Below are 24,551 nucleotides of genomic sequence, written 5' to 3'. Positions count from 1 at the left end.
AAGTTTGACCAACGAAAAAAACACGCCTAATTCATTAGAAGAACTAATGGCAGAGTGATGCATATGCAGAAACCGCTTCCTCCACTGGGCTGGCTGCGCACGTTCGAGGCGGCGGCACGGCATCTGTCATTCACCGGTGCGGCGCGCGATCTGAACATGACGCAAAGCGCAGTCAGCCAGCAGGTGAAATCGCTGGAAGGCTATCTGGGCCAACCCCTGTTCCTGCGCCGCCCGCGCGCGTTGGAGCTGACCGAAGCAGGTATCACCTATCTGCCGGTCGTGCGCGAAGCGTTCCGGACTTTGGTACGGGGCACGCAGGCCGTCACGGGTGCGCAACAAAACGCGGTTCAGGTGCAGAGCAACATCACCTTTGCGGTCAACTGGCTGGCGCCGCGCCTACCCCGATTTCGGGCGCTTCATCCGGATGTCCATCTGAACATCTTTACCGAATTGTGGGAACCTCGTGAGATGGCCGAGGGCGCTGCGGTTGAGATCCGATATTCGCTTCGCCCGGCCGACACAGTACGCACCGAATTGTTGCGAACCGACCACTACTACCCCGTCTGTGCCCCAGGCTTCCGGGTAACGCTGGAGTCGCTGCAGCAACACCCTCTGTTCGACTGCTCCAACCTGCTTTCGAACTGGGAAAGCTGGATTACAGAACAGGGTCTAACCTGGGAAAAACCTCAGGTTACGTACTCAACAACCTATCTGGTCAGCCTGTCTGTTGCGATGGCCGGAGGCGGGTTGTGCCTCGCCCATGACGTGATCGCGCGCCGATCGATTGACGAAGGTCTCCTGATCGCGCCATTCAGGCATCGCTCCGCCATGCCCGAGGCCTATTACATGCTGCTATCCCCTCAGGCCGAGGAAACACCCGGCGCGCTGGCCTTTGCAGACTGGCTGCGCGCAGAGATCGAGGCTGACGCACAAACCTGAAGCAGGCGGCTCCCGCCCCTCGTCAATGCCCCCGGGCATCTCCTCGGGTTGGGCCGGGCAGCGCTGGCGCGCTGCGGTTGGCGGGTTTTGTGATGATTCCATGATACCTTACCGGTGGGGGTTGCACCTCGCGCCGCATTCGGGAAAGTTGGGCCATGGAATACACTCCCTTCCCAAGTTGGCCCGATACCGCCCCTCGTCTCATCGCTGTTGCCGCTGGCCGAGAGGCTGCCGATACGGTGATCCGTGGCGGCATCTGGGTCAATGTGCACAGCCGGGAAACCCTGCCCGATCATGATGTGGCGATCATAGCGGGGCGTGTGGCCTTTGTGGGACCGGACGCCTCTCATTGCATCGGGTCTGAAACCCGGATCATCGATGCGCGCGGTCGATACATGATTCCCGGTCTGTGCGACGCGCATATGCACATCGAGTCAGGTATGCTGACCCCTGCCGAATTTGCCCGCGCGGTCATTCCGCATGGCACCACATCCATGTTCACTGACCCGCACGAGATCGCCAATGTGCTTGGCCTCGAAGGCGTACGCCTGATGCATGACGAAGCCCTGATGCAGCCGGTGAACATCTTCACCCAAATGCCGTCCTGCGCGCCCTCTGCGCCGGGGTTGGAGACGACCGGGTACGAGATCACCCCCGAAGACGTGGCCGAGGCAATGTCCTGGCCCGGCGTCATCGGGTTGGGAGAGATGATGAACTTTCCCGGCGTTATCAACGGCGACCCGAAGATGCTGGCGGAAATCGCGGCGACCCAGCGGGCGGGGAAAACCGTTGGCGGGCACTACGCTTCGCCCGACTTAGGCTCTGATTTCTCCGCCTATGTCGCGGGTGGCCCCGCAGACGATCATGAAGGCACCTGCGAGGCTGACGCCATCGCTCGGGTCCGGCAGGGGATGCGGTCGATGATGCGGCTGGGGTCCGCCTGGTACGACGTGAAAAGCCAGATCACCGCTGTGACCGAAAAGGGGCTGGACCCGCGGAATTTCATTCTTTGCACGGATGATTGTCATTCCGGTACGCTGGTCAACGATGGCCACATGAACCGCGTGGTGCGCCATGCGATTGCCTGCGGGTGTGATCCTCTGGTCGCGCTTCAAATGGCGACCATCAACACAGCGACCCATTTTGGACTGGAGCGTGAGATCGGTTCGATTACCCCGGGACGGCGCGCGGATATTGTCCTGAGCTCAGATTTGACAGACTTGCCAATCGAAACCGTCATTGCACGAGGCCGGGTTGTGGCCGAGAACGGAGAGGTTGCGGTCGACTGCCCGCATCTGAACTGGCCCGCGAAAGCACGCGACACCGTTCATCTCGGGCACGAACTGACCTCGACCGATTTCGAGATCGCAGCACCCACAGGAGCCAACAGGGTCAGGGCCAACGTGATCGGAGTGGTGGAAAATCAGGCGCCCACGCAGGCGTTGCAGGCAGATCTACCGATCGTCGAGGGCCTGGTCGAAGGCGAAGGGGATGTCTGTCAGATCGCGCTGGTCGAACGGCATCGCGCAACCGGTGGTGTGGTCAACGCGTTTGTCTCGGGCTTTGGGTATCGGGGACGGATGGCCATGGCCTCGACCGTGGCGCATGACAGCCATCACATGATTGTCGTAGGCACCGACCGCGATCAGATGGCGCTGGCCGCGAACCGGCTGGCCGAGATTGGCGGTGGCATCACCATCTTCCGGGATGGGGAAGAACTGGCGCTGGTAGAACTGCCAATCGCGGGCCTGATGTCCGACAGCCCGGCAACCGAAGTCGCCACCAGGGCCGAACAGATGGTCAAGGCGATGCAAGTCTGCGGCTGTCACCTCAACAACGCGTATATGCAGCATTCTCTTCTTGCCCTCGTCGTGATCCCGGAACTGAGGATTTCCGATCTTGGGCTGGTGGACGTGCGTACATTTAAGAAGATCGACCTTCTGGAACCCCTTTCATGACAATCATAAACACACCCGATGCTGTACCGGCCGAGCAGTTCACCGATCCAAAAGCCGCTGTCGCGCGGCTGGAGCAACTCTACAAACAGGCCACGACCTTTCTGTGCGATAACTTCACAAAGGCAATGAGAGACGGCGCCCCGTCCGAGCGTTTCAGAGCCTACTACCCGGAAATTCGCATCAAAACGTCGTCATACGCGCAGGTCGACAGCCGCCTGAGCTTTGGCCATGTGTCCGAACCCGGAACCCATGCCATCACCGTGACGCGGCCCGATCTGTTTCGATCCTACCTGATTCAGCAAATTGCCCTGTTGATCAAGAACCATGACCAGCCGGTCACGATCAGAGCATCTGACACCCCGATTCCGCTACATTTTGCCGTTGCCAGCAATTCCGAGCTTGGCTCGCTCCAGCAGGGACCCGCGGGGTTTACGCTTCGCGATGTGTTTGACGTTCCGGATCTCAGCACAACCAATGATGACATCGTAAACGGGGTTTACGAGCCCGCTGATGAAGTGGGCCCTCTGGCGCTGTTTACCGCCCAGCGCGTGGATTATTCTCTGGCACGGTTGTCGCACTACACAGCGACAGACCCCAGTCATTTCCAGAACCACGTGCTGTTCACCAACTACCAGTTCTACGTATCGGAATTCGAAAGCTACGCGCGGACCCAATTGGCCGATCCCGAAAGCGGCTATACCAGTTTTGTGTCAACCGGTGATGTTGAGATCACCGACGCGGAAACCATAATCAATCAGCCTCTGAAATTGCCGCAGATGCCGACCTATCACCTGAAACGCGCGGATGGATCGGGGATTACGTTGGTCAATATCGGCGTCGGACCATCGAATGCCAAAACCGCCACCGACCATATTGCGGTTCTGCGTCCGCACGCTTGGTTGATGGTCGGGCACTGCGCCGGGTTGCGCAATACCCAGGCACTGGGGGATTTTGTTCTGGCACATGCCTATCTGCGCGAGGACAAGGTGCTGGATGACGACCTTCCGGTCTGGGTTCCGATTCCACCGCTGGCCGAAATTCAGGTGGCGCTGGAGCGGGCGGTGGCCGAGGTGACCGAGTTGGAAGGGTACGAACTGAAACGGATCATGCGCACGGGTACGGTGGCCTCGGTCGACAATCGCAACTGGGAACTGCGCGACCAGTCCGGGCCGGTGCAGCGTCTCAGCCAGTCGCGCGCGGTTGCGCTTGATATGGAAAGCGCAACGATTGCGGCAAACGGGTACCGGTTTCGGGTGCCTTACGGAACTTTGCTCTGTGTCTCGGACAAACCATTGCATGGTGAATTAAAGCTTCCCGGCATGGCCTCGGCGTTTTATACCACTCAGGTCAGTCGCCATCTGGCGATCGGAATTCGGGCGATGGAACACCTGCGTGGTATGCCGCTGGAGCGTTTACACAGCCGGAAATTGCGTTCGTTTGACGAAACGGCCTTTCTCTGAAGCAAAAAAGCAACGAATTTCCCCTATTTTTGGGGTTTTTCGCGCTACTATTCGTTGTGTTCGTCCACAATATCCCGTTACAGTTACGCGGTGAGGCCCTATTTATCGGGCACGTTAAGGAGACCAAGAAATGGCAAAGCCTATGACAAAGACTCAGCTGGTGGCTGCTCTCGCTGAGGAAATGGGAACTGACAAGAAATCCGCGAACACCGCGCTGGAGGCCATGACCGGCCTGATCACCCGCGAAGTTTCGGCTGGCGGCGCAGTCACCCTGCCCGGCGTTGGCAAAATCTACTGCCGCGAGCGCCCCGAGCGCATGGTACGCAACCCCGCCACTGGCGAGCAGTTCAAGAAAGAGGCCGACAAGGTGGTCAAGATGACCATCGCGAAAGCTCTGAAAGACAGCGTGAACGGCTAAACCGCCGAACACAGATCACAAGATCGAAGGGGGTCGCCATCGGGCGGCCCCTTTTCCTTGCGGCAGGATCGAAAACCAGTGACAGTCGCCCGAAGTTGAAAGGGAAGTCAAAATGGATCTGCGCGCCATCGCCATGGGGCTTGTCTTTGCCCTGATCTGGTCATCGGCCTTCACCTCGGCGCGGATCATTGTCGCCGATGCCTCGCCATTGTTCTCGCTGGCGCTGCGGTTTTTGATCTCGGGTCTGCTGGGCGTGGCGATTGCACGAGCGATGGGTCAAAGCTGGCGCCTGACGCCGGGCCAATGGCGGGCCACTATTCTGTTCGGAATCTGCCAGAATGCCCTTTATTTGGGTCTGAATTTCTACGCTATGCAGACAATCGAAGCCTCGGTCGCAGCGATCATTGCATCAACCATGCCGCTGCTGGTGGCGCTGGCCGGGTGGCTTCTTTTGGGTGAGCGGCTGCGCCCGCTCGGCGTCATCGGCCTGTTGGCAGGGTTCGCCGGCGTTGCCCTGATCATGGGCAGCCGGATCAGCGCGGGTGTCGACCTGTTTGGCATACTGCTCTGCGGAATCGGCGCACTGGCGTTGACCTTCGCCACGCTTGCGGTTCGGGGGGCGACCTCGGGCGGGAATTTCATGATGGTGGTCGGGCTGCAAATGCTGATCGGTTCTGCGGCATTGTTCCTCGCCGCCCCGATGTTCGAGGACATCTATATACACCCCACCCTGTCCTTTGCGCTGGCCTTCACCTATACCACGCTGTTTCCGGGCCTGCTGGCGACGTTCATATGGTTCCTGCTGCTGGATCGCATCGGCCCGATCCGGGCCGCAACCTTCCATTTCCTCAATCCGGTATTCGGTGTAACCATAGCCGCCATCCTGTTGGGTGAACGGCTGGGTCCGCTGGACGCGGTCGGTGTTCTGATCACCACACTGGGTATTCTGGCCGTGCAGCTTTCACGTGCGCCGGCACCAAAGCCGGCCTGATTGTCCGCACGTCTGCGCGAGGCGATGTAACAAGCCTTTGCTTTCGCCCGTCAAACCCCATCTATTGTGGCAAAGAAAAGAGAAACGGAGGAGCCATGACCCGCTATTCCAAATCACCCGAAGCAATTGCCGCCCTGTCGCCAGAGGAGTTCCGCGTCACGCAGCGAAGTGGCACCGAGCGCCCCGGCACCGGTAAGCACCTGAACAACAAGGAACCGGGCATCTATGTGGATATTGTTTCCGGCGAGCCGTTGTTCGCTTCGACCCACAAGTACGAATCTGGTTGTGGCTGGCCCAGCTTCACCAAACCCATCATCCATGAGCATGTGGAAGAATTCGAAGACCGCACTCTGGGCATGATCCGCACCGAGGTCCGCTCGAAACACGGGGACAGCCATCTGGGGCATGTATTCCCCGACGGGCCGCGTGAACATGGCGGGCTGCGATACTGTATTAATTCCGCCTCGCTGCGGTTTATCCATCGTGATGCGATGGAAGCCGAGGGTTATGGCGAGTACCTGATTCATGTGGAGGACGTCCAATGACTGAACAACGTGCTGTTTTGGCCGGTGGCTGCTTTTGGGGTATGCAGGATCTGATCCGCAAGCTGCCCGGTGTCTCCCGGACCCGTGTCGGCTATACCGGCGGCGACGTCCCGAACGCCACCTACCGCAACCATGGCACTCATGCCGAAGGGATCGAGATCTGGTTCGACCCCACGCGGATCACATATCGCGATCTATTGGAGTTCTTTTTCCAGATTCACGACCCCACCACGCCTAACCGGCAGGGCAATGACCGTGGTATGAGCTATCGCTCGGCCATCTATTACGTGGACGACGCCCAGAAGCAGGTGGCCGACGACACGATTGCGGATGTAAATGCCAGTGGCCTTTGGCCGGGTAACGTGGTGACCGAGGTCGAACCCGTCGGTGATTTCTGGGAGGCCGAGGCCGAGCATCAGGATTATCTTGAACGTATCCCGAACGGCTATACCTGTCACTTCCCGCGCCAGAACTGGGTGCTGCCCAAACGATCCAGCGCAGCGGAATAGATTGCCGGGTAGCCCCGACTTGGGGCTATCCGACCGCCACCCTTGGTCTTCCGCTGGCTTCAACGGTGACCAACGCCTCGACAAACACCTCTTGTGCCTCGATCCGGGCCATGCGGATATCCCGATCGACAGTCACACGAATATCCTCGGCGCCCGCTTCGCGCACGGCGCCTTCGACTTCATTTTTCAATGCGGTTTCAAGAACTTCAAGCGCAGCACCAGAATCCGGGAAATCTTGAGGGCCCTCTTCAAGATGCACCCGGTATCTGCCCTCTGCCGGAGAGGTGACCGTGCCGGACCGGCGAAGGGTCATCCGTCCCACAACCGCACCGATCGCATTCGCGACGCCCGCGTGTTCAGGCAGGATCATGTTGCAGTGCAGCCGCTCACCCACCGCAGGATAATAGCTGGGCGCCGACGCCCCCAAGCCAACCACATCCACGTTCAACGCAGCATCCAGTGCCAGCAGACCTCTGTGCCTTGCCAGAGCGCGCCGGGTCAGTACATGCCGCGCGAGCTCTTGCGCCGAAAGCCCAAATCCATTCGTTTCTTCGGCAAAAGCAGTCTCTAACAAGGTCAAAGAGGTCTGCTCGGTCAGTTGATCCACGATCATTTGTGCCAACGCCTCGGGTGATTTCGCCAGTTGTTCGCCCGAACCAACCCGCTTGCGCGCCACCAGTTCCAGCGCTTTGCGTGCCGCAGCCGCATCCCAATCGTCCAACCGCCCCAGAACATGGCTGGCATCCGACGGCGTTACGCCTGAAACCTGCAATATCCCACGATCCACGAGGCGGCCCAGCGCGCCGTGCTCCATCTGCGTTTGCAGCAACCCGCCCAGCGGCAGAACCTGATCGCCTAATCGGTCCAGCAAAACGGCTTCACGCGGACCAACACCATCAGCAGGGATACCCGGCACACGCCGCGCGAAACGGGTGTCATGCTCTCCGACAGTTGTCGCCCGCAACTGTTCGTCCAATGCAGCATGAACCACTTCCGGCGCTTCGGCCGCGATCAGCGAGACCGGAAGCACCCGGCGCGGGCCAAGGAAAACGCCACCCCGAAGCCCTTCGGTCAATACATGCACCTGGCTGTCGCCGCCGAGACCGTGGGTACGCATCGCGACAGCCTCGACCATCGTACGAAAACCGCCAACCTGCGCACCGGCAGGATCGATTGCCGGCTTCCCGTCCCGGATCAAGGCGACATCGGTAGTAGTCCCGCCAATGTCCGATACCAAAGCATTATCGACGTCAGTCAACCATCGCGCGCCCACAATCGATGCCGCCGGGCCGCTGAGGATTGTTTCGATCGGGCGCTCCCGCGCCTGTTCGGCGCTCATCAGTGCCCCGTCCCCGCGCACAACCATCATCGGCGCAGTGATGCCCTGTTCCCGCAACTGATCCTGCGCCCGGCCGATCAACCGGTCGATCATACCGATCAGCCGCGCATTCAGCACCGCCGTTACGGCTCGTTTCGGCCCATTCAGTTTGGCTGACAAATGATGCGAACATGTCACCGGAGTGCGGGTTCTTTCGGCAATCACGCGCGCGACCTCCAGTTCATGAGCCGGATTTCGGGTGGCGAACTGTGCCGCAACGGCATAGCCGGATATGCCCTCATGAGAGGCCAAAAAGGCCTCAAGCCCCGGAACATCCAACGGTTCTTTCTCGCCGCCCGCATGGTTATGCCCCCCTGCCAGAACCAACGCGGGGTCGCCTTTCAGTGCTTCCCGCAACCCGTGCTTTTCCAGATCACTGTCACGAAATCCGACATAAATCAGTGCAATGCGCCCCCCCTGCCCCTCGACCAGCGCGTTGGTGGCAAGAGTGGTCGACAAGGAAGCCAATCCGATCTGATCGGGCGCGACCTGGGCGTCCTCCAGCACTGCCGAGATCGCCCGACCAACCCCGACCGCCAAATCTGCCCGGGTCGTCAGCGACTTAGCCGAGGCAACAACCTCGCGCTCGTCCCGGATCAGCACCGCGTCCGTATAGGTTCCACCCGTATCTACCCCCAAAGCCAGCGCCATCAGGCCCTCCATCTGTTCGCAGAATCGGGTGTAGCGTTTTCACACGGCGCGTCCAGCCCGTTTACGACAACCTCTCCACCGCCCAGCGCGCGGCATCCGCAACAGCCGGATCAGGGTCCTCAACCAGATCTCGCGCAACGGACAGCAACGAAGGCTGTGCGGAATTACCAATCGCATAAAGCACGTTGCGCACAAACCGATCCCGCCCGATCCGCTTGATGGGTGAGCCAGAGAACAGCGCGCGAAACGCCGTATCATCCAACACTGCCAAATCTGCAAGCGCGGGTGCCTTCAACTCTTCCCGTGCAGCATAACGTATGTCGCTGGCAGCGACCGCGAACTTATTCCACGGACAGGCGGCCAAACAGTCGTCACAGCCGTAAATTCGGTTGCCCAGCAGGGCGCGCAGGTCCTCATCGACCGGTCCCTTATGCTCGATAGTCAGATACGATATACAGCGCCGCGCATCTAACTGATACGGCGCGGGAAACGCATTGGTCGGGCAAGCCGTCAAGCAGGCCCGGCACGATCCGCAATGATCCACCTCAGCACCGTCGGTCGGTAAATCAAGGGTAGTAAAAACAGAGCCTAAGAAGGCCCAATTTCCCCAATCCTGGCTAACCAAATTTGTATGCTTACCCTGCCACCCCAACCCCGCAGCCTGACCCAAAGCCTTTTCAGGCACAGGGGCAGTATCGACAAACACCTTTACCTCTCCACCAGCCTCAGCAATCAGCCAGCGCGCCAAACGCTTCAGGCGTTTCTTGACCAGGTCGTGGTAGTCCTTGTTTTGCGCATAAACCGAAATTGCACCTGACTGCGGATACCTTAAAATCTCGGTCGGATCATGCTCGGGCTTGTAACTCTCAGCCAGCATAACCACTGACCGCGCTTCGGGCCATAAGACCGACGGATCGGCACGCCAATGCGCCCGTTCGGCCATCCAGCTCATCTGACCATGATATCCTGCCTGAAGAAACGCCCCCAGCCGTTCAGGAACCTGCGGTACATCCCACGGACGACAAACCCGGCAGGCCACAAACCCCTCTGCCAGCGCCTGTGTCACCAGCTTTTCTTTCAGGTCCGATCCGCTCTTCATCTGGCCAAAAATATCCTCGGGGGTGAATTGGCCCAACGGGCCAAGAGGGGGCAGACAGCCCCCTTTTCCGGCACCCTATCAGAAATCCAGATCGGCGTAATGCGGCGGCGGCCGGAATCCCGGCACCTGATCGGCCAGAATTGACCGGAACGCCGGGCGCGACTTGATCTTGGCGTACCAGTCCTTCACCGCAGAACTGCGGTTCCAGTCCACATCCGAAATATAATCCAGCGCCGACAGATGCGCCGCGGCGGCAAAATCGGCCAATGTCATCTGATCCCCGGCCAGCCAGCGGCGATGATCCAGCAGCCAGGCCATGTAATCCAGATGATACTTGATCGCCCGCGCGCCTTCCTTGACATTCTTGCTGTCCGGATACCCTTGCCCCGTCACCTTCTTGTTCACACGCTCATAGAGCAATTTCGACGTGACTTCGCGATGGAACTTGTCATCGAACCACCCCACAAGGCGCCTGACCTCGTATCGCGCCTCGGGTTTCTTTGGCATCAGGGGCGGCTCGGGCCGGGTTTCTTCAATGTATTCGCAGATTGCCGCGCTTTCGGCCATGATCTGTCCATCCAGTCGCAGTACCGGAACCTTACCGGCCGGGTTGCGGCGCAGAAAATCCGGGTCCTGTTCCCAGTATCGTTCTTCAACCAGTTCAACCTCGATCTTCTTTTCAGCAAGAGACAGGCGAACCTTGCGGCAATAGGGTGAGAGGGGAACGTGAAACAGACGCGCCATGGACTTCCAATCGAACCAGAGAATACCTCTCAAGCTTTAGCCTCTGACGGGCTTGGGTTTCAATCCTCGAAACAGTCGGCGCGTCCATCTGCGCGGATGGTGGCCGCCCCATCCAATATCGACGCTGCCCGACGTCGCGTCCGCACCGACGGGTCGGTGACCGAGCGATTGCGCGGGGACGGCAGAATCGCCGCCAGACGTGCCGCCTGAACCGGTGACATCTCCGCCGCGCTGACGCCATAGTACCTTTGCGCCGCCGCCTCGACCCCGAACACGCCCTGCCCGGTTTCGGCGACGTTCAGATAGACCTCAAGGATGCGCTGCTTGCTCCAGACCATCTCGATCACCGGGGTCATCGAAGTCTCAAGCGCCTTGCGTACCCAGCTGCGCCCCTGCCACAGGAATACATTCTTCACCACCTGCTGCGTAATGGTCGAGGCCCCTCGGCTGCCGCCATCTTCCAGCGCGTCGCGGATCGCCTCGACGTCAAAGCCCCAGTGCAGGCAGAAATTCGCATCCTCAGCCGCCACCACCGACCGCGCCATAATGGGTGATATCTCTTCGATCGGTACCCACTCACGCTCGACCCGGCCCAGCCGCCGCCACTCGGACCAGATCGTATGCGTAACCGGAGGATTCACGACCGCATAAAGCAGCACCAGTACCATAAAAACCGCAGCCCCCGCCAAGGCCACACGCAGCGCCCAGCGGCGCATCCATGCGATTGCGCCTGATACCTTGTTTGCCTTGGTCGCCTGTTTTTTCTTACCGCGAGTCTTGCGGCCTGCTTTTTTTGCCATGCCTTGCTATACGCCGCGACAGGCGCTTTTGAAAACGGATTATTTTGCCATCACCCGACCGTCACGCGGGCGGATCACCGGCCGCGCCGTCTTGGCCGCTGCCGCGCCACGCGCCTGCAACTCGGGGAACAGCGCGAGCACCTCAGCCTGCGTTTCAAGTTCGGACTGCGCGACTGCATGGCCCGGATAATAGCTTTCGCTTTTGGCCCCATTGGCAAACACAATCTCATGCCGTCGGAACAGAAGGTGGATGTATTCCACCTCACCGCCCTCGACGCGCGTCACCGTTTTGCCGTTCACAAGGCAATGCGCAGCGATCAGAACCTCGGCATGACCATAGAGATACGGTGCGCGCCAGTCATCAATCAGCATTCGATGCTGTGGCGAAACCAGAAGAGGCCGGGTAAGTCCGAACAACCCTGCCTCGAACCGGATCGGAGCAAGCTTCCCCTCAGCCGCCACCGCCGTCCGACCGACCCAGAGGACAGGTTTCGCGCCGCTGTCCGCCGTAGTGACCAGATCGCCTGGCGTCAGACTTTCGACCGGGCGCGGTCCGTCGGGCGTGCTGATCAGGGTGCCGGGCGTAAAGCACGGCGGACCAAGATCACCATTGCCAACGTCGACCGAGCCGAAGCTTGCCCCGTTATCGCTGGTATCGGTGAAAGACGAGCTTACAAAGGTTCCCGACTGCAGAACTTTCCCGTCGGTCGGCGTAAAAACCTCACGTCCGTCGGCCAGGTAAAACGTCACTCCGGTGTAGGTAACCTGTGACCCGTCCGGCAGTTCAATAGTCACCATATCATCAAAGAAAGACGACGTGATGTCCGATCCATCAACGGTATCGCCAACGCCTCCTCCGGCCGGGTCCAACCGGTTGATCAGACCGTCATCGTCATGGTCGACAATATCAAACACCTGAACATTCAGCGTCGATCCAACCACCGTTCCATTCGCACCTGGATTGGCCGGATCGATCTCAAAAAACTGGTCTGTATAGGTCGTGGGCATACCGAAACTCCACTTCACTCATGTCGCCGGGATAACATTATGCCTGCATTTCCCGAACAAACTGTGACCAAAGCTAGGCGTTTTTCCCGGTATTGCACAAGAATCGGAAACAATACGTCTGAACAAAAGAAAACCCGGCGTGTCGGCAACGACCCGCCGGGCGGGTGGCTTTCTGAGAATCAGATCCTATTCAGCCGGAACTGCCGCCGCTTCGGTCGTCAGAGGATGGCTGAGCTTGTTCAACATCTCTTTCGGGCAAACTTGCAGGAAGTGGGTTTTTTCCACCTCCCAATGCTGCAGAATATCGACAGCTTTGCGGCTGTTGGTTTCTTCGACATGCCGTTCGATCAGCGTTTTCAGCTGGCTTTCCCAATGATCCACCGTCACCGGACAGGTAACCAGCGTCTCAGTGTTCATCAGCTGTTCGGCCTTGCCTTCGGGATCATACAGATAGGCCATGCCACCCGTCATGCCCGCGCCAAAGTTGGCCCCGATATCGCCCAGGATCACCGCAATGCCGCCGGTCATGTACTCACACCCGTTCGACCCGCAGCCCTCAACGACCACGCTGGCACCCGAGTTGCGGACCGCGAACCGTTCACCGGCGCGACCGGCCGCGAACAGATGGCCATCGGTGGCACCATAGAGAACGGTATTGCCAATGATCGTATTGTCATCCGCTTTGAGTGGGCTCACCTGCGGCGGGCGAACCACAATCATCCCGCCGGACAGACCTTTACCAACATAGTCGTTGGCATCACCGGACACCTCCAGCTTAAGACCCGGAGCCGCAAAGGCCCCAAGCGACTGACCGGCTGAGCCCTGTAGCTTCACATGCAGGTGATCGTCCTGGAACGTGTTCCGCATCCCAAAGTTCTGAACAATATGGCTGGACACACGGGTACCCACGGTCCTGTGCGTGTTCTGGATCGCGTAGGACAGTTGCATCTTCTCACCGTCTTTCAGGAACCGCGCCGCATCGCGCACAATCTCGGCGTCCAGCGTATCCGGCACCGCGTTCCGATCCTTGTCACGGTCGTAGACGATGTCATGCGCGCCATCGACCGTGATCAGCAGCGGGTTCAAATCCAGATCATCCAGATGCGCCGAGCCGCGGCTGACCTGCGCCAGCAAGTCCGCACGGCCAATGATCTCATCGACAGAGCGTGCGCCAAGGCTGGCGAGCAACTCGCGGACTTCCTGAGCGTAGAAGGTGATCAGGTTCACCACCTTGTCGGCATTGCCGGTGAATTTGGCGCGCAGGCTTTCATCCTGCGTACACACGCCAACCGGGCAGGTGTTCGACTGGCACTGGCGCACCATGATACATCCCATCGCAATCAGCGCGGCGGTGCCGATCCCATATTCCTCGGCCCCCATCATCGCGGCCATGACGATGTCACGCCCGGTGCGCAGACCGCCATCGGTCCGCAGGGTGACGCGGTCGCGCAGGTTGTTCATCGCCAAAACCTGATGCGCCTCCGTCAGGCCCATTTCCCACGGCAGGCCAGCATATTTGATGCTGGTCGCAGGCGAGGCGCCTGTACCGCCATTATGACCCGAAATAAGGATAATATCCGCTTTCGCCTTCGCCACACCGGCAGCAATCGTGCCCACGCCCGAGGACGCCACCAGTTTGACTGTCACCTTGCAGCGCGGATTAATCTGCTTGAGGTCATAGATCAGCTGCGCCAGGTCCTCGATCGAGTAGATGTCGTGGTGTGGCGGCGGAGAAATCAGGGTCACACCCTTGGTCGAATGGCGCAGACGGGCGATCAGGTCGGTGACCTTCATGCCCGGCAACTGACCACCTTCACCGGGTTTCGCACCCTGGGCGACCTTGATTTCCAGTTCCTCGCACTGGTTCAGGTATTCAGCTGTTACACCGAATCTACCGCTCGCCACCTGTTTGATCTTGGCCGACGGGTTGTCGCCATTCGGCTCCGGCACGAAATGCGCTGGATCTTCTCCGCCCTCGCCACTGTCGGATTTCGCACCGATCCGGTTCATCGCCACGTTCAGCGTCTTGTGCGCCTCGGGCGACAGCGCGCCCAGCGACATGCCCGGGGTGACGAACCGTTTGCGGATCGAGGTGATCGATTCCACCTCTTCAATCGGCACCGGCTTGCCCAGCGGTTTGAAATCCATCAGGTCGCGCAGGTGGATCGGCGGGTTCGATTGCATCTTGGCCGAATACTGCTTCCAAAGCTCATATGAGGCGCGGTTACAGGCCATTTGCATCATATGCATCGAGGTCGCTTCCCACGCGTGGGTCTCGCCCGACTTGCGCGCCTTGTAGAACCCACCGATGGGCAGCACGTCCAGACCGCTGTCCCAGCCCTTGGCATGGATTTCCTCAAGCTTGGTCTGGATGCCGGTCACACCGATACCGGAAATCCGGCTGGTCATGCCGGGGAAGTACTCGGCCACCATAGCCCGGCTGAGTCCAACAGCTTCGAAATTCAGACCACCACGATACGATGAAATCACCGAAATCCCCATCTTGGCCATGATTTTCAACAGGCCCTGATCGATGGCTTCGCGATACCGCGCGACGTTCTCGGTCAGCGTGCCATCCAGCAACCCCCGATCAATCCGGTCGGCCAGCGAATCCTCAGCCAGATAGGCGTTGACCACGGTTGCGCCACAACCGATCAGCACCGCAAAGTAATGCGGATCAACACATTCCGCCGAGCGCACGTTCAGCGAACAAAAGGTCCGCAGTCCCTGACGGGTCAGGTGCGAGTGCACGGCGCTGGTCGCCAGGATCATTGGCATCGCCACACGACCCTCGCCCGAGTTCATGTCGGACAACACCAGATGCCCCGCGCCGGATCGAACGGCTTCTTCTGCTTCGGCTCTGACGCGGGCCAATGCAGCACTCAGCGCCCCACGGCCGGGCTCAAAGCTGCAGTCGATTTCAGCCAGCGGAGAGCCGAAGGTTTCAACCAGTTTGGTCCACTGCGCGTTGCCGACAAATGGGCTGTCCAGCACGACGATCTCGGTCTGGCTGCTGTCTTCGTCAAGCACGTTCTTGAGGTTGCCGAACCGTGTTTTCAGCGACATCACGCGATATTCACGCAAGCTGTCGATCGGCGGGTTCGTCACCTGGCTGAAATTCTGGCGGAAGAAGTGACTGAGAGGTCGGTACTGTTTCGAAAGCACCGCCGATGGAGTGTCATCCCCCATCGAGGCCAGCGATTCTTTACCATCTTCGGCCATCGGCGAAAGAATCTGCTCAAGCTCTTCGACCGAGTATCCGGCGGCAATCTGACGCTTGCGCAATTCCCCGCCCGAGTAGATCGGCGTTTCCGTAACCCCGGAAAGGGTCTCATCCAGGTCATTGATCTTGCTGACCCACTCGCCGAACGGCAACGCTCTCGCCAGTTTGTCCTTGATCTGCTTGTCCCGGTAAAGCTTGCCCTTCTTCATGTCCACGGCCAGCATCTGTCCTGGACCCAGCGCCCCTTTTTCGGTCACGCTGGCCTCATCAATTGGAACCATCCCGGCCTCGGAGCCCGCGATGACCAGACCATCACCGGTCACCACGTACCGCATCGGGCGCAAACCGTTCCGGTCCAGACCGGCGCAGACCCAGCGGCCATCGGTCATTGCCAGCGCTGCGGGGCCGTCCCAAGGTTCCATCACCGAGTTGCAGTAGGAATACATGTCGCGCCACGCTTCCGGCAGTTCGACCGCTTGCTTGGACCAGCTTTCGGGGACCAGCATTGTTTTCGCCATCGGGGCGGAACGACCGGCGCGCACCAGAACCTCAAATACCGAGTCTAATGCAGCCGAATCCGACGATCCGCCTGCAATGATCGGCTTAATGTCTTCGGCGTGGTCGCCAAAGGTCGCACTGGCCATGCGAATCTCGTGGCTTTTCATCCAGTTGATGTTGCCCTTCAGCGTGTTGATCTCGCCATTATGGGCCAACATGCGGAAGGGCTGGGCCAGCCACCATTGCGGGAACGTGTTGGTCGAATAGCGTTGGTGGTAGATCGCAAATGCGGATTCAAACCGCTCATCCATCAGGTCGGGGTAGAATACCGCAACCTGCTCGGCCAGCATCATGCCTTTGTAGATGATCGACCGACAGGACAGAGAGGCCAGATACAGGCCGGAAATCCCGGCGGCGGCGGCAGCCTTCTCGATGCGGCGGCGGATGACGTAAAGTTCACGCTCGAAAGTTTCTTCATCCACGCCCTTGGAGTTTGAGATCAGAATCTGCTCGATCTCTGGCCGGGTCGCGTTGGCTTTGTCGCCCAGACAGGTCACATCGACCGGCACATGGCGCCAACCGTAGATATAATACCCCATGCGCAACACTTCGGTTTCGACGATGGTCCGGCAGTGTTCCTGCGCACCGAAGTCGGTCCGGGGCAGGAAAACCTGACCAACTGCGATCAATTCGTCCATATTGGGCTCATGCCCGGTACGGCGGATCTGGTCGTAGAAAAACGGAACCGGAATCTGCACATGTATACCCGCGCCATCGCCGGTTTTTCCATCGGCGTCCACGGCACCCCGGTGCCAGATGGCCTTGAGCGCATCGATTCCGGCGTCAACAACCTTGCGGCTTTTCTTGCCATCTACGGAAACGACCAGACCCACACCGCAGGACGAATGCTCTTCTTCCTCGGAATAGAGACCGTTTTCAGCCATCCACTGACGCTTGGCCTCTTCGGCCCGGACCCAATCGGCATCAAATTTTGTCATTGGCTGTCTCCTTCTTCCGGTAGGGCATACATGGCTTCGACCTCTGCTTTGGTCATCTGCCGGCGCTCGCCTGCGAACGCGTAGCCCTCGGGCTTTTTGTCGATATAGAGTTCAAGTTTCAGGGCGTTGCCCGTGTCTTCGAACAGGCCAGCTGCCATCTGTGTCTGGCCATGCATCTCTCCCGGCAGAGTGATGCGATACCACAGGGCCGAACCACAGTCGGCACAGAAGGCGCGCTCGGCCCAGTCAGATGAGGTGAATGTTTTCACCGGCCCCAGCGCGGCATATCCGGGCTCGGTCTGAAATGTCACCAGCATCGAGCTGGTCCAGCGGCGGCATTGGTCGCAATGGCAAGCACCCAACGAATCCCGCGCCGGGGTTGCGGTCACGGTGACCGCACCACACATGCATTGTCCTTGCAATTCGGGCAAATCAGACCCTCCTGTCGCTGGGATTGTGGTTATTCTGCCGCAACGGCGGTTTTACTGTTGAACCGGTCGATGATGGCATCAGCGCAGTCACGCCCGTCACGGATTGCCCATACGACCAGAGACGCACCACGCACGATGTCGCCGATGGCGTACACGCCGTCCATCTCGGTCTCGCCAGTCTGGAAAGCAGCTTTGACGGTGCCCCAGCGGGTGACAGGCAGATCGGGCTGACCGAACAGGGTGGGCAGGTCTTCTGGCTCAAACCCCAGGGCTTTGATCACCAGATCGGCCTCTTCCACATAATCAGCGCCTTCAATGACCTCAGGGGCCTGACGACCGGTGGCATCAGGTTGGCCAAGACGCATTTTCTGCACCATCACACCGGAAACACTGCCTTCTCCGGTAAAGCCTTTGGGCGCGCTGAGCCATTCGAACACAACGCCCTCTTCCTCGGCATTCTGGGTTTCGCGCTGCGATCCGGGCATGTTCGCCCGGTCACGGCGGTACAGGCATTTGACCGAAGTCGCGCCCTGCCGGATCGACGTCCGCACACAATCCATCGCTGTGTCACCACCCCCGATCACGACAACTTTCTTGCCTTCTGCATTCAGGCGGCCATTGTCGAAATCTTCGACGGAATCGCCAAAGCTCTTGCGGTTTGACGCGGTCAGGAAATCGATCGCCTTTTCGATACCGGCCAGACCGCTGCCCGGCATCGACAGATCACGTGATTTATAGACGCCCGTCGCGATGATCACGGCATCATGCCTGGCGCGGATTTCATCAAATTTTGCGGCATCCACATCGCAATTCAGAACAAACTCGACGCCGCCATCTGCCAACAGATCATTGCGGCGCTGAACGATGTCCTTTTCCAGCTTGAAGCCCGGAATGCCGTACATCAGCAGACCGCCTGCGCGATCATAACGATCATAAACCGTGACCTGTATTCCGGCCTGCCGCAGCATATCCGCCGCGGCCAAGCCACCCGGGCCACCGCCGATGATACCAACGCTTTCACTGCGTTCTGCAGCAGGGGTCACCGGCTTTACCCAGCCTTTGTCCCAGGCGGTATCGGTGATGTATTTCTCGATCGTGCCAATGGTGACCGTTCCGTGGCCCGATTGCTCGATCACGCAATTGCCCTCGCACAAACGGTCCTGCGGGCAGATGCGGCCGCAAATCTCGGGAAACGTGTTGGTCGCCTGACTGGTCTCATAGGCCTCTTCCAGCCGACCAGTGGCGGTCAGACGCAGCCAATCGGGAATGTTATTGTGCAGAGGACAGTGCGACTGGCAATACGGCACACCGCACTGACTACAGCGACTCGCCTGCTCGGCCGCTTTTTCGGCGGCGAATTCGGCATAAATCTCATCAAAGTCCTCTTTGCGGTCAGTTGCGGCACGCTTTTCAGGCATGACGCGATCGATCTGCACAAATTTCAGCATCGGTTGCTTGGCCACGGCTCAGACTCCATGAATTGGCTTGCTCGGGTCTCTTTAAGAGATGTCACAGAAGATGAAAAGTCAATTGTGCTGACCTATTTTGAGAAAAATTCATAAGGTCTGGTTTCTTAGATAGATTCTTCCCTCAAAATTAGTCCCGATTCGGACCTATCTGAGCGCTTCCCTTTCCTGCACCACACTTATACCCATTGATCACACCAACACGACCACAGCATGGCAGAGCAGATGAGCCTACTTTACTTGATTCTTGTGGCGATCATGCAAGGCGTGACCGAGTTCCTGCCCGTGTCTTCCTCGGGCCACCTGATCCTGTTACCCGGTCTGACCGGCGCAAACGATCAGGGCTTGGCAATCGATGTCGCCGCGCATGTGGGCACACTCGGCGCTGTTGTCCTGTACTTCCGATCAGATGTGAAACAGGCGATTGCTGGCTTGCCACGCGCGCTACGCGGGCGAATCGATACGCCGCAGGCCCGGTTGGCGCTGGGCTTGATCATCGCCACGATTCCAACCGTGATTGCTGGCGCAATCCTCTATCTGACCGGCCTTGAACAATCGCTGCGTTCGATTGCGGTAATCGGTTGGGCTATGCTCGGCTTCGGCCTGCTACTGTACTGGATGGACCAGAACGGGCCGCAAACCAAACAAGCCACCGACTGGGGCCTGCGAGACGCGATGATCATGGGATTGTGGCAGGTGCTGGCTCTGATACCCGGAACCTCCCGTTCTGGGATCACCATCACCGGCGCCCGTCAACTGGGTTATACGCGGGAAGATGGCGCCCGAATTGCAATGCTGATGTCCATCCCGACTATTCTGGCCTCCGGCGTCCTGCTGTCGATCGATGTTATCCGCGAAGCTGACGCACAACTGGCAAAAGACGGTGCCATCGCTGCGGCGTTCGCCTTTGTTTCGGCATTGCTGGCCCTCAACCTGATGATGCGGCTGCTGCGCAGCATCAGCTTCACGCCTTACGTGATCTATCGCGTCATCCTCGGATCAATCCTGCTGGTGATCGCTTACAAATGATCAGATTCGCAGATTCTTGGCGGAATTCTGAATGTCATCATATTGACCCGAAGGACGGAATTTCCAGAGATATTCGGGCAAAATCGAATCCAGCGTCGCAGGCTCGATTCCCAGATCCGCAAATCCCCTGGCATCTTCGGCGACCACATTGTCGCGGCGCAGGTTCTTCAGTTGGTCGCGGGTCAGGATATTGTTGGGAAATAGCTGGAAACTGACAAATTTCACAATGTCCAGCACACCGGCCATGATCTTGGCCACCCAGAAGGGTAAGCCAACGATGATCCGGCGACGATGGATCACATCCAGCATCTGCTGCATCAAGGCACGGAAGCTCTTAACCTCAGGGCCGCCAAGCTCATAAACTCCTGCGGTCGCCTTGCCCAGAACACCCTGAACAGCTGCCTGCGCCACATCATCGACATAGACCGGTTGAAACTGCGTATCGGCCCCGACAAGTGGCAGGAACGGGCTCATCCGGGTCATTCCCGCGAAGCGGTTGAAGAACTGGTCTTCGGTTCCGAAAATGACAGATGGGCGCAAAATCACGGCGTTCGGCATGTGCTGCAGCACACCCGCTTCCCCCTGCGCCTTGGTGCGCGAATAATCACTGTCGGATTCAGGGTCGGCGCCGATGGCCGAGATATGGATCATCCGGTCAACGCCATGCGCTGCCGCCAACCGGGCAATCCGTTCCGCCCCATCGGCCTGAACCGCATCAAACGCGTTGTTGCCCAGTTCGTTGAGGACGCCCACGCAATTCACCACTGCATCGACACCCTGCATCGCCGCAGCGACCGAGGCATCGTCCCGGATGTTGCACAAGGTGGGCTCAACCTGTCCGACCGCGCCATAGGGTCTGACGAACATCGCCTCATTTGGTCGTCGCACTGCGACCCGTACACGCCAGCCTTCGGCAGCCATACGCCGCGCGATATACCGACCGACAAAGCCCGATCCACCGTAAATCGTGACCAGTTTCGACATGATGGCGCTCCTGCTGTCTGGTTCTGATCTGATTTATCGCCCAAGCGCCCGACGAACAAGGCGCAATAACGCCGCGCATCCGCGAAAATCCCGAGCGCCAGCCCGAAGCTGGATGGAGTATCAAAAAACTTTCAAAAACTCTGCGAATCCGGTTGACGCCCCTCGTCAGTCGGCTTAAACGCCCCTCCACGACACCTGCCCAGGTGGCGGAATTGGTAGACGCGCTAGCTTCAGGTGCTAGTGTCCGTATGGACGTGGAGGTTCGAGTCCTCTCCTGGGCACCAATCGTTTTCCAGAAAATATATAATAATCAACCGCCTAGCGGGAATTTCAAGCCTGTAAAAGTCACACAAGAGGTAACGCTATGCCTCTAGTCATCTTTGAAGCAGGAGCGATTCTGGTCATGGCCCGTTACATCGAACAGAAGACAACCAACGGGGTATGGTACTTTCGCAGGCGCGTCCCGCGTGACGTTCAGAGGCACTACCCCAAGCTAAACAAACGAGGCGAACTCTACTTCTCCCTGCAAACCAAGGACCGTAGTGAAGCTGTAAAGTTTTGGGAGCATTTTTCCGCAAAGCCAAGTTCAATAGGCAGTTTCATTGATCAAAATGGGAGGTTGCGCAGGAAGCTTTCACACGTTGACCCAAGTACTCACCACAGGCTATCACAATCAAAAAACACAAGGTCGGCAGAGCAGTGGCTAAGAACGAGCGAAAAACAGAGAATATAGTTCGTGAAGAACTGCGCCGACATGGCTACTACGAGCCTTCATCTGATGTCCAAGTCGAAGAACAAAAAACCAACATTGCAGCCCTTAAGCGTCTTCTAAGGACCGCTAGTAAATCGGGCAAAGGCGGGGGCGGTGCTCCTGAATTTATCGTAAGTTCGCTCTCTAATCCCGATTTTGTATTGTTGGTTGAGTGTAAGGCTTCTACCAAAGATCATGCTAGCCAAGCCGTACCGGATATTATCCAAGGCTCCGACCTATCGGAGTCCAGTTACCAAAAGGCCAAACGTGTACAAAGATACGCCGTTGACGGGGTCCTGCACTACGCCGCGAAGGTAGCAAAGGAATTCAACGTTATTTGTGTAGCTGTAAGCGGCGAGACCGAAGCGTCTGCTGAAATATCTGTTTTTCTCCACCCCAAGGGAGTCGGTAGGCCCAAAGCACTCACAACCAAAGAACAGAACTTAGTTTCGTCAATCGTGCCGTGGAGTGATTTTATTGAGCACGCGACGTTTGACGAGACAGTTCAAAAACTGCGGTTTAATGAGCTAATGGCCTTTTCACGTGAGTTGCATAACTTCATGCGTGATCATGCAAAGCTTACAGAAAGTGAAAAGCCTCTGCTGGTTAGCGGCACTCTCATCGCGCTCAGAAATGCAGCCTTCGCCAACAGCTACGAGCTCTATCAACCTGACGATCTCCAAAAGGAATGGCTAAAAGTTATTCGGACAGAGATAGAAAAAGCTACTATCCCACGGGCAAAAAAAGACAATATGGCCCAGCCTTATTCAAGTATCGCTGTGCACCCTGAACTCGGGAAGTCAACCAAAGCTTACCCTAAGGGGGTACTCAACGAGCTGATTAGGCAACTAAATGAGAAGGTATGGCCGTTCCTGAGCGTCTACCATGATTTTGATGTAGTTGGTCAGTTTTACGGTGAATTCCTGAAGTATACGGGTGGTGATAAAAAGGCCCTAGGTATCGTCCTAACTCCCCGCCATATAACGGAGCTTTTTGCCCTTCTAGCTAATGTTAACAAGGGTAGTACAGTGCTGGACATCTGTGCGGGAACGGGTGGTTTCTTGATCTCTGCAATGCACCAGATGATGCGATCTACTAGCACGGAATCCGAAAGGGAGAGGATACGTGCGCACGGTTTGATCGGAGTTGAGCAACAGCCAAGCATGTTTGCACTAGCAGCCTCGAATATGATTTTGCGCGGCGATGGAAAAGCCAATCTTTACCAAGGCTCGTGCTTTGATGATGCAATAACTGAAGCGACAAAAGAGCATGGTGCCGACACGGGGATGCTTAATCCACCATTTGCACAGTCGGATGAAGACCTCCACGAACTCTATTTTACAAAGCACATGCTGGACTGTCTTGTTCCCAAAGGAACGGGTATAGCCGTAGTTCCGATGTCGTGCGCTATTGCGCCCCATCCTGCCCGTGCTGAACTACTTCGGCACCATACACTAGAAGCTGTTATGTCTTTGCCTGACGAACTGTTTTACCCTGTCGGAACGGTCGTCTGCATAATGGTTTTCACCGCCCACGTACCGCACGAGGAAGCCAACAAGAAATCTTGGTTTGGGTATTGGAAAGAGGACGGATTCATAAAGAGTAAGAAACTTGGACGCATTGACCTAAACCACCGTTGGGCGGGAATCCGTGACAAATGGGTTGAGGCATTTCGAGATCGTGAAGTGCACGCTGGGGAGAGCGTAATGCAACGTGTGACAGCCGAAGACGAATGGAGTGCCGAAGCCTACATCGAAACGGACTACTCCGATCTGAGCAAACAGCTTTACGCGGAGACCGTTAAGAAGTTTCTTGTTTCCAGACTCATGAGCGACCTTGAACTCTTACCGACAGACTTGGCAGGTGATGCATGAAGTTGGTAAAGGTCTCGGACTTATTTGAAGTAGTTTATGGTGTTAACCTAGAACTGAACAAGCTCACAATTGATCCTAACGGGCTGAACTTCGTTTCTCGCACCGCCAACAACAACGGCGTGTCGGCGAAGGTGAAACGTATTGAAGGACTGGAACCAATCGAAGCAGGAGTGTTGACGGTAGCTGGTGGCGGGTCCGTTTTAGAGACCTTTTTGCAACCAGAGCCATTCTACAGCGGTCGTGACCTCTACTTTCTTCGCCCACTTCGCGAAATGACGCCAGAGCAAAAGCTTTTCTATTGTATGTGCATTCGAGCAAACAAATTTCGCTTCAACTACGGTAGGCAAGCAAACCGAACTCTAAAAGACCTTCTGATTCCAGCTATGACGGAGATACCTGACTGGGTCGAAGAAGTATTTTCTCATGTAGTTGATGGATGGATGCAACGATTAAACACGCTCGCGACTGAAAAGGGATAATCGCTGGGCTCTGTGCCGCGTCGGCAATAATGGTCGATCAAATTCGCTCGGTCTTGGGGCGTTTGTGGAAGTATGTCACCGTCGCATTCAGGTTGGTGCATGCTGCAAGCTAGGTAATGCGATGATCATCACCGGGGAGCAGATGGACAGAATTTTGACGGAGGCGGAGTCGCATCGCTCGAAATCTACAAAAAGGAAAACAGCAAAAACTGCTGGGTACGAGGGTGGACCGAACTCGACGGCGTCCGTATCGCGGAGCCATAGTCGTCTATCACGCTTGTTAGTTACAAAGTCAACTATTACCAAGCCGCTTAACTT

At 57.8% G+C, this 24,551-nt stretch carries 19 protein-coding genes and 1 tRNA gene; 11 read left to right on the top strand and 9 right to left on the bottom strand.

Translation table 11 applies throughout. The features are described 5' to 3' along the window. The first annotated feature begins 63 nt into the window (after positions 1-63). From RA27_RS14350 to msrA, 7 genes are all read left to right on the top strand, one after another. Positions 64-939, top strand: a complete 876-nt coding sequence (locus RA27_RS14350) for a LysR family transcriptional regulator (RefSeq protein WP_039540335.1) — start codon at positions 64-66, stop codon at positions 937-939. 155 nt (positions 940-1,094) lie between these two features. Next, positions 1,095-2,897: an adenine deaminase gene (ade, locus tag RA27_RS14345; protein ID WP_039540332.1), complete on the top strand. Its 1,803-nt coding sequence runs from the start codon at positions 1,095-1,097 to the stop codon at positions 2,895-2,897. Next, entirely contained in the window at positions 2,894-4,357 is a 1,464-nt protein-coding gene (locus tag RA27_RS14340; RefSeq protein ID WP_039540329.1) for an AMP nucleosidase, read from the top strand. Before ade ends, RA27_RS14340 begins: the two co-directional genes overlap by 4 nt. Before the next feature lie 130 nt (positions 4,358-4,487). Beyond that, a complete protein-coding gene (locus RA27_RS14335) occupies positions 4,488-4,775 on the top strand; it encodes an HU family DNA-binding protein (protein ID WP_039540327.1) in 288 nt (95 codons plus the stop codon). A gap of 112 nt (positions 4,776-4,887) precedes the next feature. After that, entirely contained in the window at positions 4,888-5,766 is an 879-nt protein-coding gene (locus RA27_RS14330) for a DMT family transporter (protein WP_039540324.1), read from the top strand. 95 nt (positions 5,767-5,861) lie between these two features. Beyond that, positions 5,862-6,311, top strand: a complete 450-nt coding sequence (msrB, locus tag RA27_RS14325) for a peptide-methionine (R)-S-oxide reductase MsrB (RefSeq protein ID WP_039540323.1) — start codon at positions 5,862-5,864, stop codon at positions 6,309-6,311. Next, positions 6,308-6,820, top strand: a complete 513-nt coding sequence (gene msrA, locus RA27_RS14320; protein ID WP_039540320.1) for a peptide-methionine (S)-S-oxide reductase MsrA — start codon at positions 6,308-6,310, stop codon at positions 6,818-6,820. The genes msrB and msrA overlap by 4 nt, the downstream gene beginning before the upstream one ends. Positions 6,821-6,845: 25 nt before the next feature. Here the strand turns inward: msrA and RA27_RS14315 are convergent, their stop codons facing one another. From RA27_RS14315 to RA27_RS14280, 8 genes are all read right to left on the bottom strand, one after another. After that, positions 6,846-8,849, bottom strand: a complete 2,004-nt coding sequence (locus RA27_RS14315) for a hydantoinase/oxoprolinase family protein (RefSeq protein ID WP_039540387.1) — start codon at positions 8,847-8,849, stop codon at positions 6,846-6,848. Positions 8,850-8,910: 61 nt separating this feature from the next. Further along, positions 8,911-9,948, bottom strand: coding sequence for a tRNA epoxyqueuosine(34) reductase QueG (queG, locus tag RA27_RS14310; RefSeq protein ID WP_039540384.1), 1,038 nt, complete (start codon positions 9,946-9,948; stop codon positions 8,911-8,913). Between the two features lie 78 nt (positions 9,949-10,026). After that, the gene (locus RA27_RS14305; RefSeq protein WP_039540317.1) at positions 10,027-10,692 is read right to left on the bottom strand and encodes a glutathione S-transferase family protein; all 666 of its coding nucleotides are present in this window, start codon (positions 10,690-10,692) and stop codon (positions 10,027-10,029) included. A 59-nt stretch (positions 10,693-10,751) separates the two neighbouring features. Next, positions 10,752-11,492 carry a monofunctional biosynthetic peptidoglycan transglycosylase gene (gene mtgA, locus RA27_RS14300; RefSeq protein WP_039540314.1) on the bottom strand — a complete coding sequence of 247 codons (741 nt, stop codon included), beginning with the start codon at positions 11,490-11,492 and terminating at the stop codon, positions 10,752-10,754. Between the two features lie 39 nt (positions 11,493-11,531). Then, positions 11,532-12,500: a Hint domain-containing protein gene (locus tag RA27_RS14295; RefSeq protein WP_039540311.1), complete on the bottom strand. Its 969-nt coding sequence runs from the start codon at positions 12,498-12,500 to the stop codon at positions 11,532-11,534. Positions 12,501-12,686: 186 nt separating this feature from the next. Beyond that, complete coding sequence (gltB, locus tag RA27_RS14290) at positions 12,687-17,219, bottom strand: glutamate synthase large subunit (protein ID WP_039540309.1); 4,533 nt, start codon at positions 17,217-17,219, stop codon at positions 12,687-12,689. Next, a complete protein-coding gene (locus tag RA27_RS14285; RefSeq protein ID WP_193746518.1) occupies positions 17,216-17,650 on the bottom strand; it encodes a GFA family protein in 435 nt (144 codons plus the stop codon). The genes gltB and RA27_RS14285 overlap by 4 nt, the downstream gene beginning before the upstream one ends. A gap of 29 nt (positions 17,651-17,679) precedes the next feature. Further along, entirely contained in the window at positions 17,680-19,113 is a 1,434-nt protein-coding gene (locus tag RA27_RS14280; RefSeq protein WP_039540303.1) for an NAD(P)-dependent oxidoreductase, read from the bottom strand. Between the two features lie 228 nt (positions 19,114-19,341). Between RA27_RS14280 and RA27_RS14275 the strand changes: the two genes are divergently transcribed. After that, entirely contained in the window at positions 19,342-20,145 is an 804-nt protein-coding gene (locus RA27_RS14275) for an undecaprenyl-diphosphate phosphatase (RefSeq protein WP_039540299.1), read from the top strand. On the opposite strand, the gene RA27_RS14270 is transcribed toward RA27_RS14275, so the two are convergent. After that, entirely contained in the window at positions 20,146-21,129 is a 984-nt protein-coding gene (locus RA27_RS14270; protein ID WP_039540296.1) for a complex I NDUFA9 subunit family protein, read from the bottom strand. It abuts the gene before it with no gap. A gap of 197 nt (positions 21,130-21,326) precedes the next feature. Here RA27_RS14270 and RA27_RS14265 point away from each other — a divergent pair. The 3 genes from RA27_RS14265 to RA27_RS23710 all read left to right on the top strand — a co-directional run bounded on the left by RA27_RS14265 (position 21,327) and on the right by RA27_RS23710 (position 24,233). Further along, a tRNA-Leu gene (locus tag RA27_RS14265) sits at positions 21,327-21,413 on the top strand. 415 nt (positions 21,414-21,828) lie between these two features. Then, positions 21,829-23,754: an N-6 DNA methylase gene (locus tag RA27_RS14260; RefSeq protein WP_039540293.1), complete on the top strand. Its 1,926-nt coding sequence runs from the start codon at positions 21,829-21,831 to the stop codon at positions 23,752-23,754. Continuing rightward, a complete protein-coding gene (locus RA27_RS23710; protein ID WP_082025133.1) occupies positions 23,751-24,233 on the top strand; it encodes a hypothetical protein in 483 nt (160 codons plus the stop codon). Before RA27_RS14260 ends, RA27_RS23710 begins: the two co-directional genes overlap by 4 nt. The last annotated feature ends 318 nt before the right edge of the window (positions 24,234-24,551 follow it).

It is taken from the genome of Ruegeria sp. ANG-R, from assembly GCF_000813985.1.
GTDB lineage: Bacteria > Pseudomonadota > Alphaproteobacteria > Rhodobacterales > Rhodobacteraceae > Ruegeria.
This window is presented reverse-complemented; position numbering and strand designations above follow the sequence as displayed.

Excerpts from the sequence above, each read along its gene's own strand:
- RA27_RS14350 (WP_039540335.1), top strand. The coding sequence starts at position 64 with ATGCAGAAACCGCTTCCTCCACTGGGCTGGCTGCGCACGTTCGAGGCG.
- ade (WP_039540332.1), top strand. The coding sequence starts at position 1,095 with ATGGAATACACTCCCTTCCCAAGTTGGCCCGATACCGCCCCTCGTCTC.
- RA27_RS14340 (WP_039540329.1), top strand. The coding sequence starts at position 2,894 with ATGACAATCATAAACACACCCGATGCTGTACCGGCCGAGCAGTTCACC.
- RA27_RS14335 (WP_039540327.1), top strand. The coding sequence starts at position 4,488 with ATGGCAAAGCCTATGACAAAGACTCAGCTGGTGGCTGCTCTCGCTGAG.
- RA27_RS14330 (WP_039540324.1), top strand. The coding sequence starts at position 4,888 with ATGGATCTGCGCGCCATCGCCATGGGGCTTGTCTTTGCCCTGATCTGG.
- msrB (WP_039540323.1), top strand. The coding sequence starts at position 5,862 with ATGACCCGCTATTCCAAATCACCCGAAGCAATTGCCGCCCTGTCGCCA.
- msrA (WP_039540320.1), top strand. The coding sequence starts at position 6,308 with ATGACTGAACAACGTGCTGTTTTGGCCGGTGGCTGCTTTTGGGGTATG.
- RA27_RS14315 (WP_039540387.1), bottom strand. The coding sequence starts at position 8,849 with ATGGCGCTGGCTTTGGGGGTAGATACGGGTGGAACCTATACGGACGCG.
- queG (WP_039540384.1), bottom strand. The coding sequence starts at position 9,948 with ATGAAGAGCGGATCGGACCTGAAAGAAAAGCTGGTGACACAGGCGCTG.
- RA27_RS14305 (WP_039540317.1), bottom strand. The coding sequence starts at position 10,692 with ATGGCGCGTCTGTTTCACGTTCCCCTCTCACCCTATTGCCGCAAGGTT.
- mtgA (WP_039540314.1), bottom strand. The coding sequence starts at position 11,492 with ATGGCAAAAAAAGCAGGCCGCAAGACTCGCGGTAAGAAAAAACAGGCG.
- RA27_RS14295 (WP_039540311.1), bottom strand. The coding sequence starts at position 12,500 with ATGCCCACGACCTATACAGACCAGTTTTTTGAGATCGATCCGGCCAAT.
- gltB (WP_039540309.1), bottom strand. The coding sequence starts at position 17,219 with ATGACAAAATTTGATGCCGATTGGGTCCGGGCCGAAGAGGCCAAGCGT.
- RA27_RS14275 (WP_039540299.1), top strand. The coding sequence starts at position 19,342 with ATGAGCCTACTTTACTTGATTCTTGTGGCGATCATGCAAGGCGTGACC.
- RA27_RS14270 (WP_039540296.1), bottom strand. The coding sequence starts at position 21,129 with ATGTCGAAACTGGTCACGATTTACGGTGGATCGGGCTTTGTCGGTCGG.
- RA27_RS23710 (WP_082025133.1), top strand. The coding sequence starts at position 23,751 with ATGAAGTTGGTAAAGGTCTCGGACTTATTTGAAGTAGTTTATGGTGTT.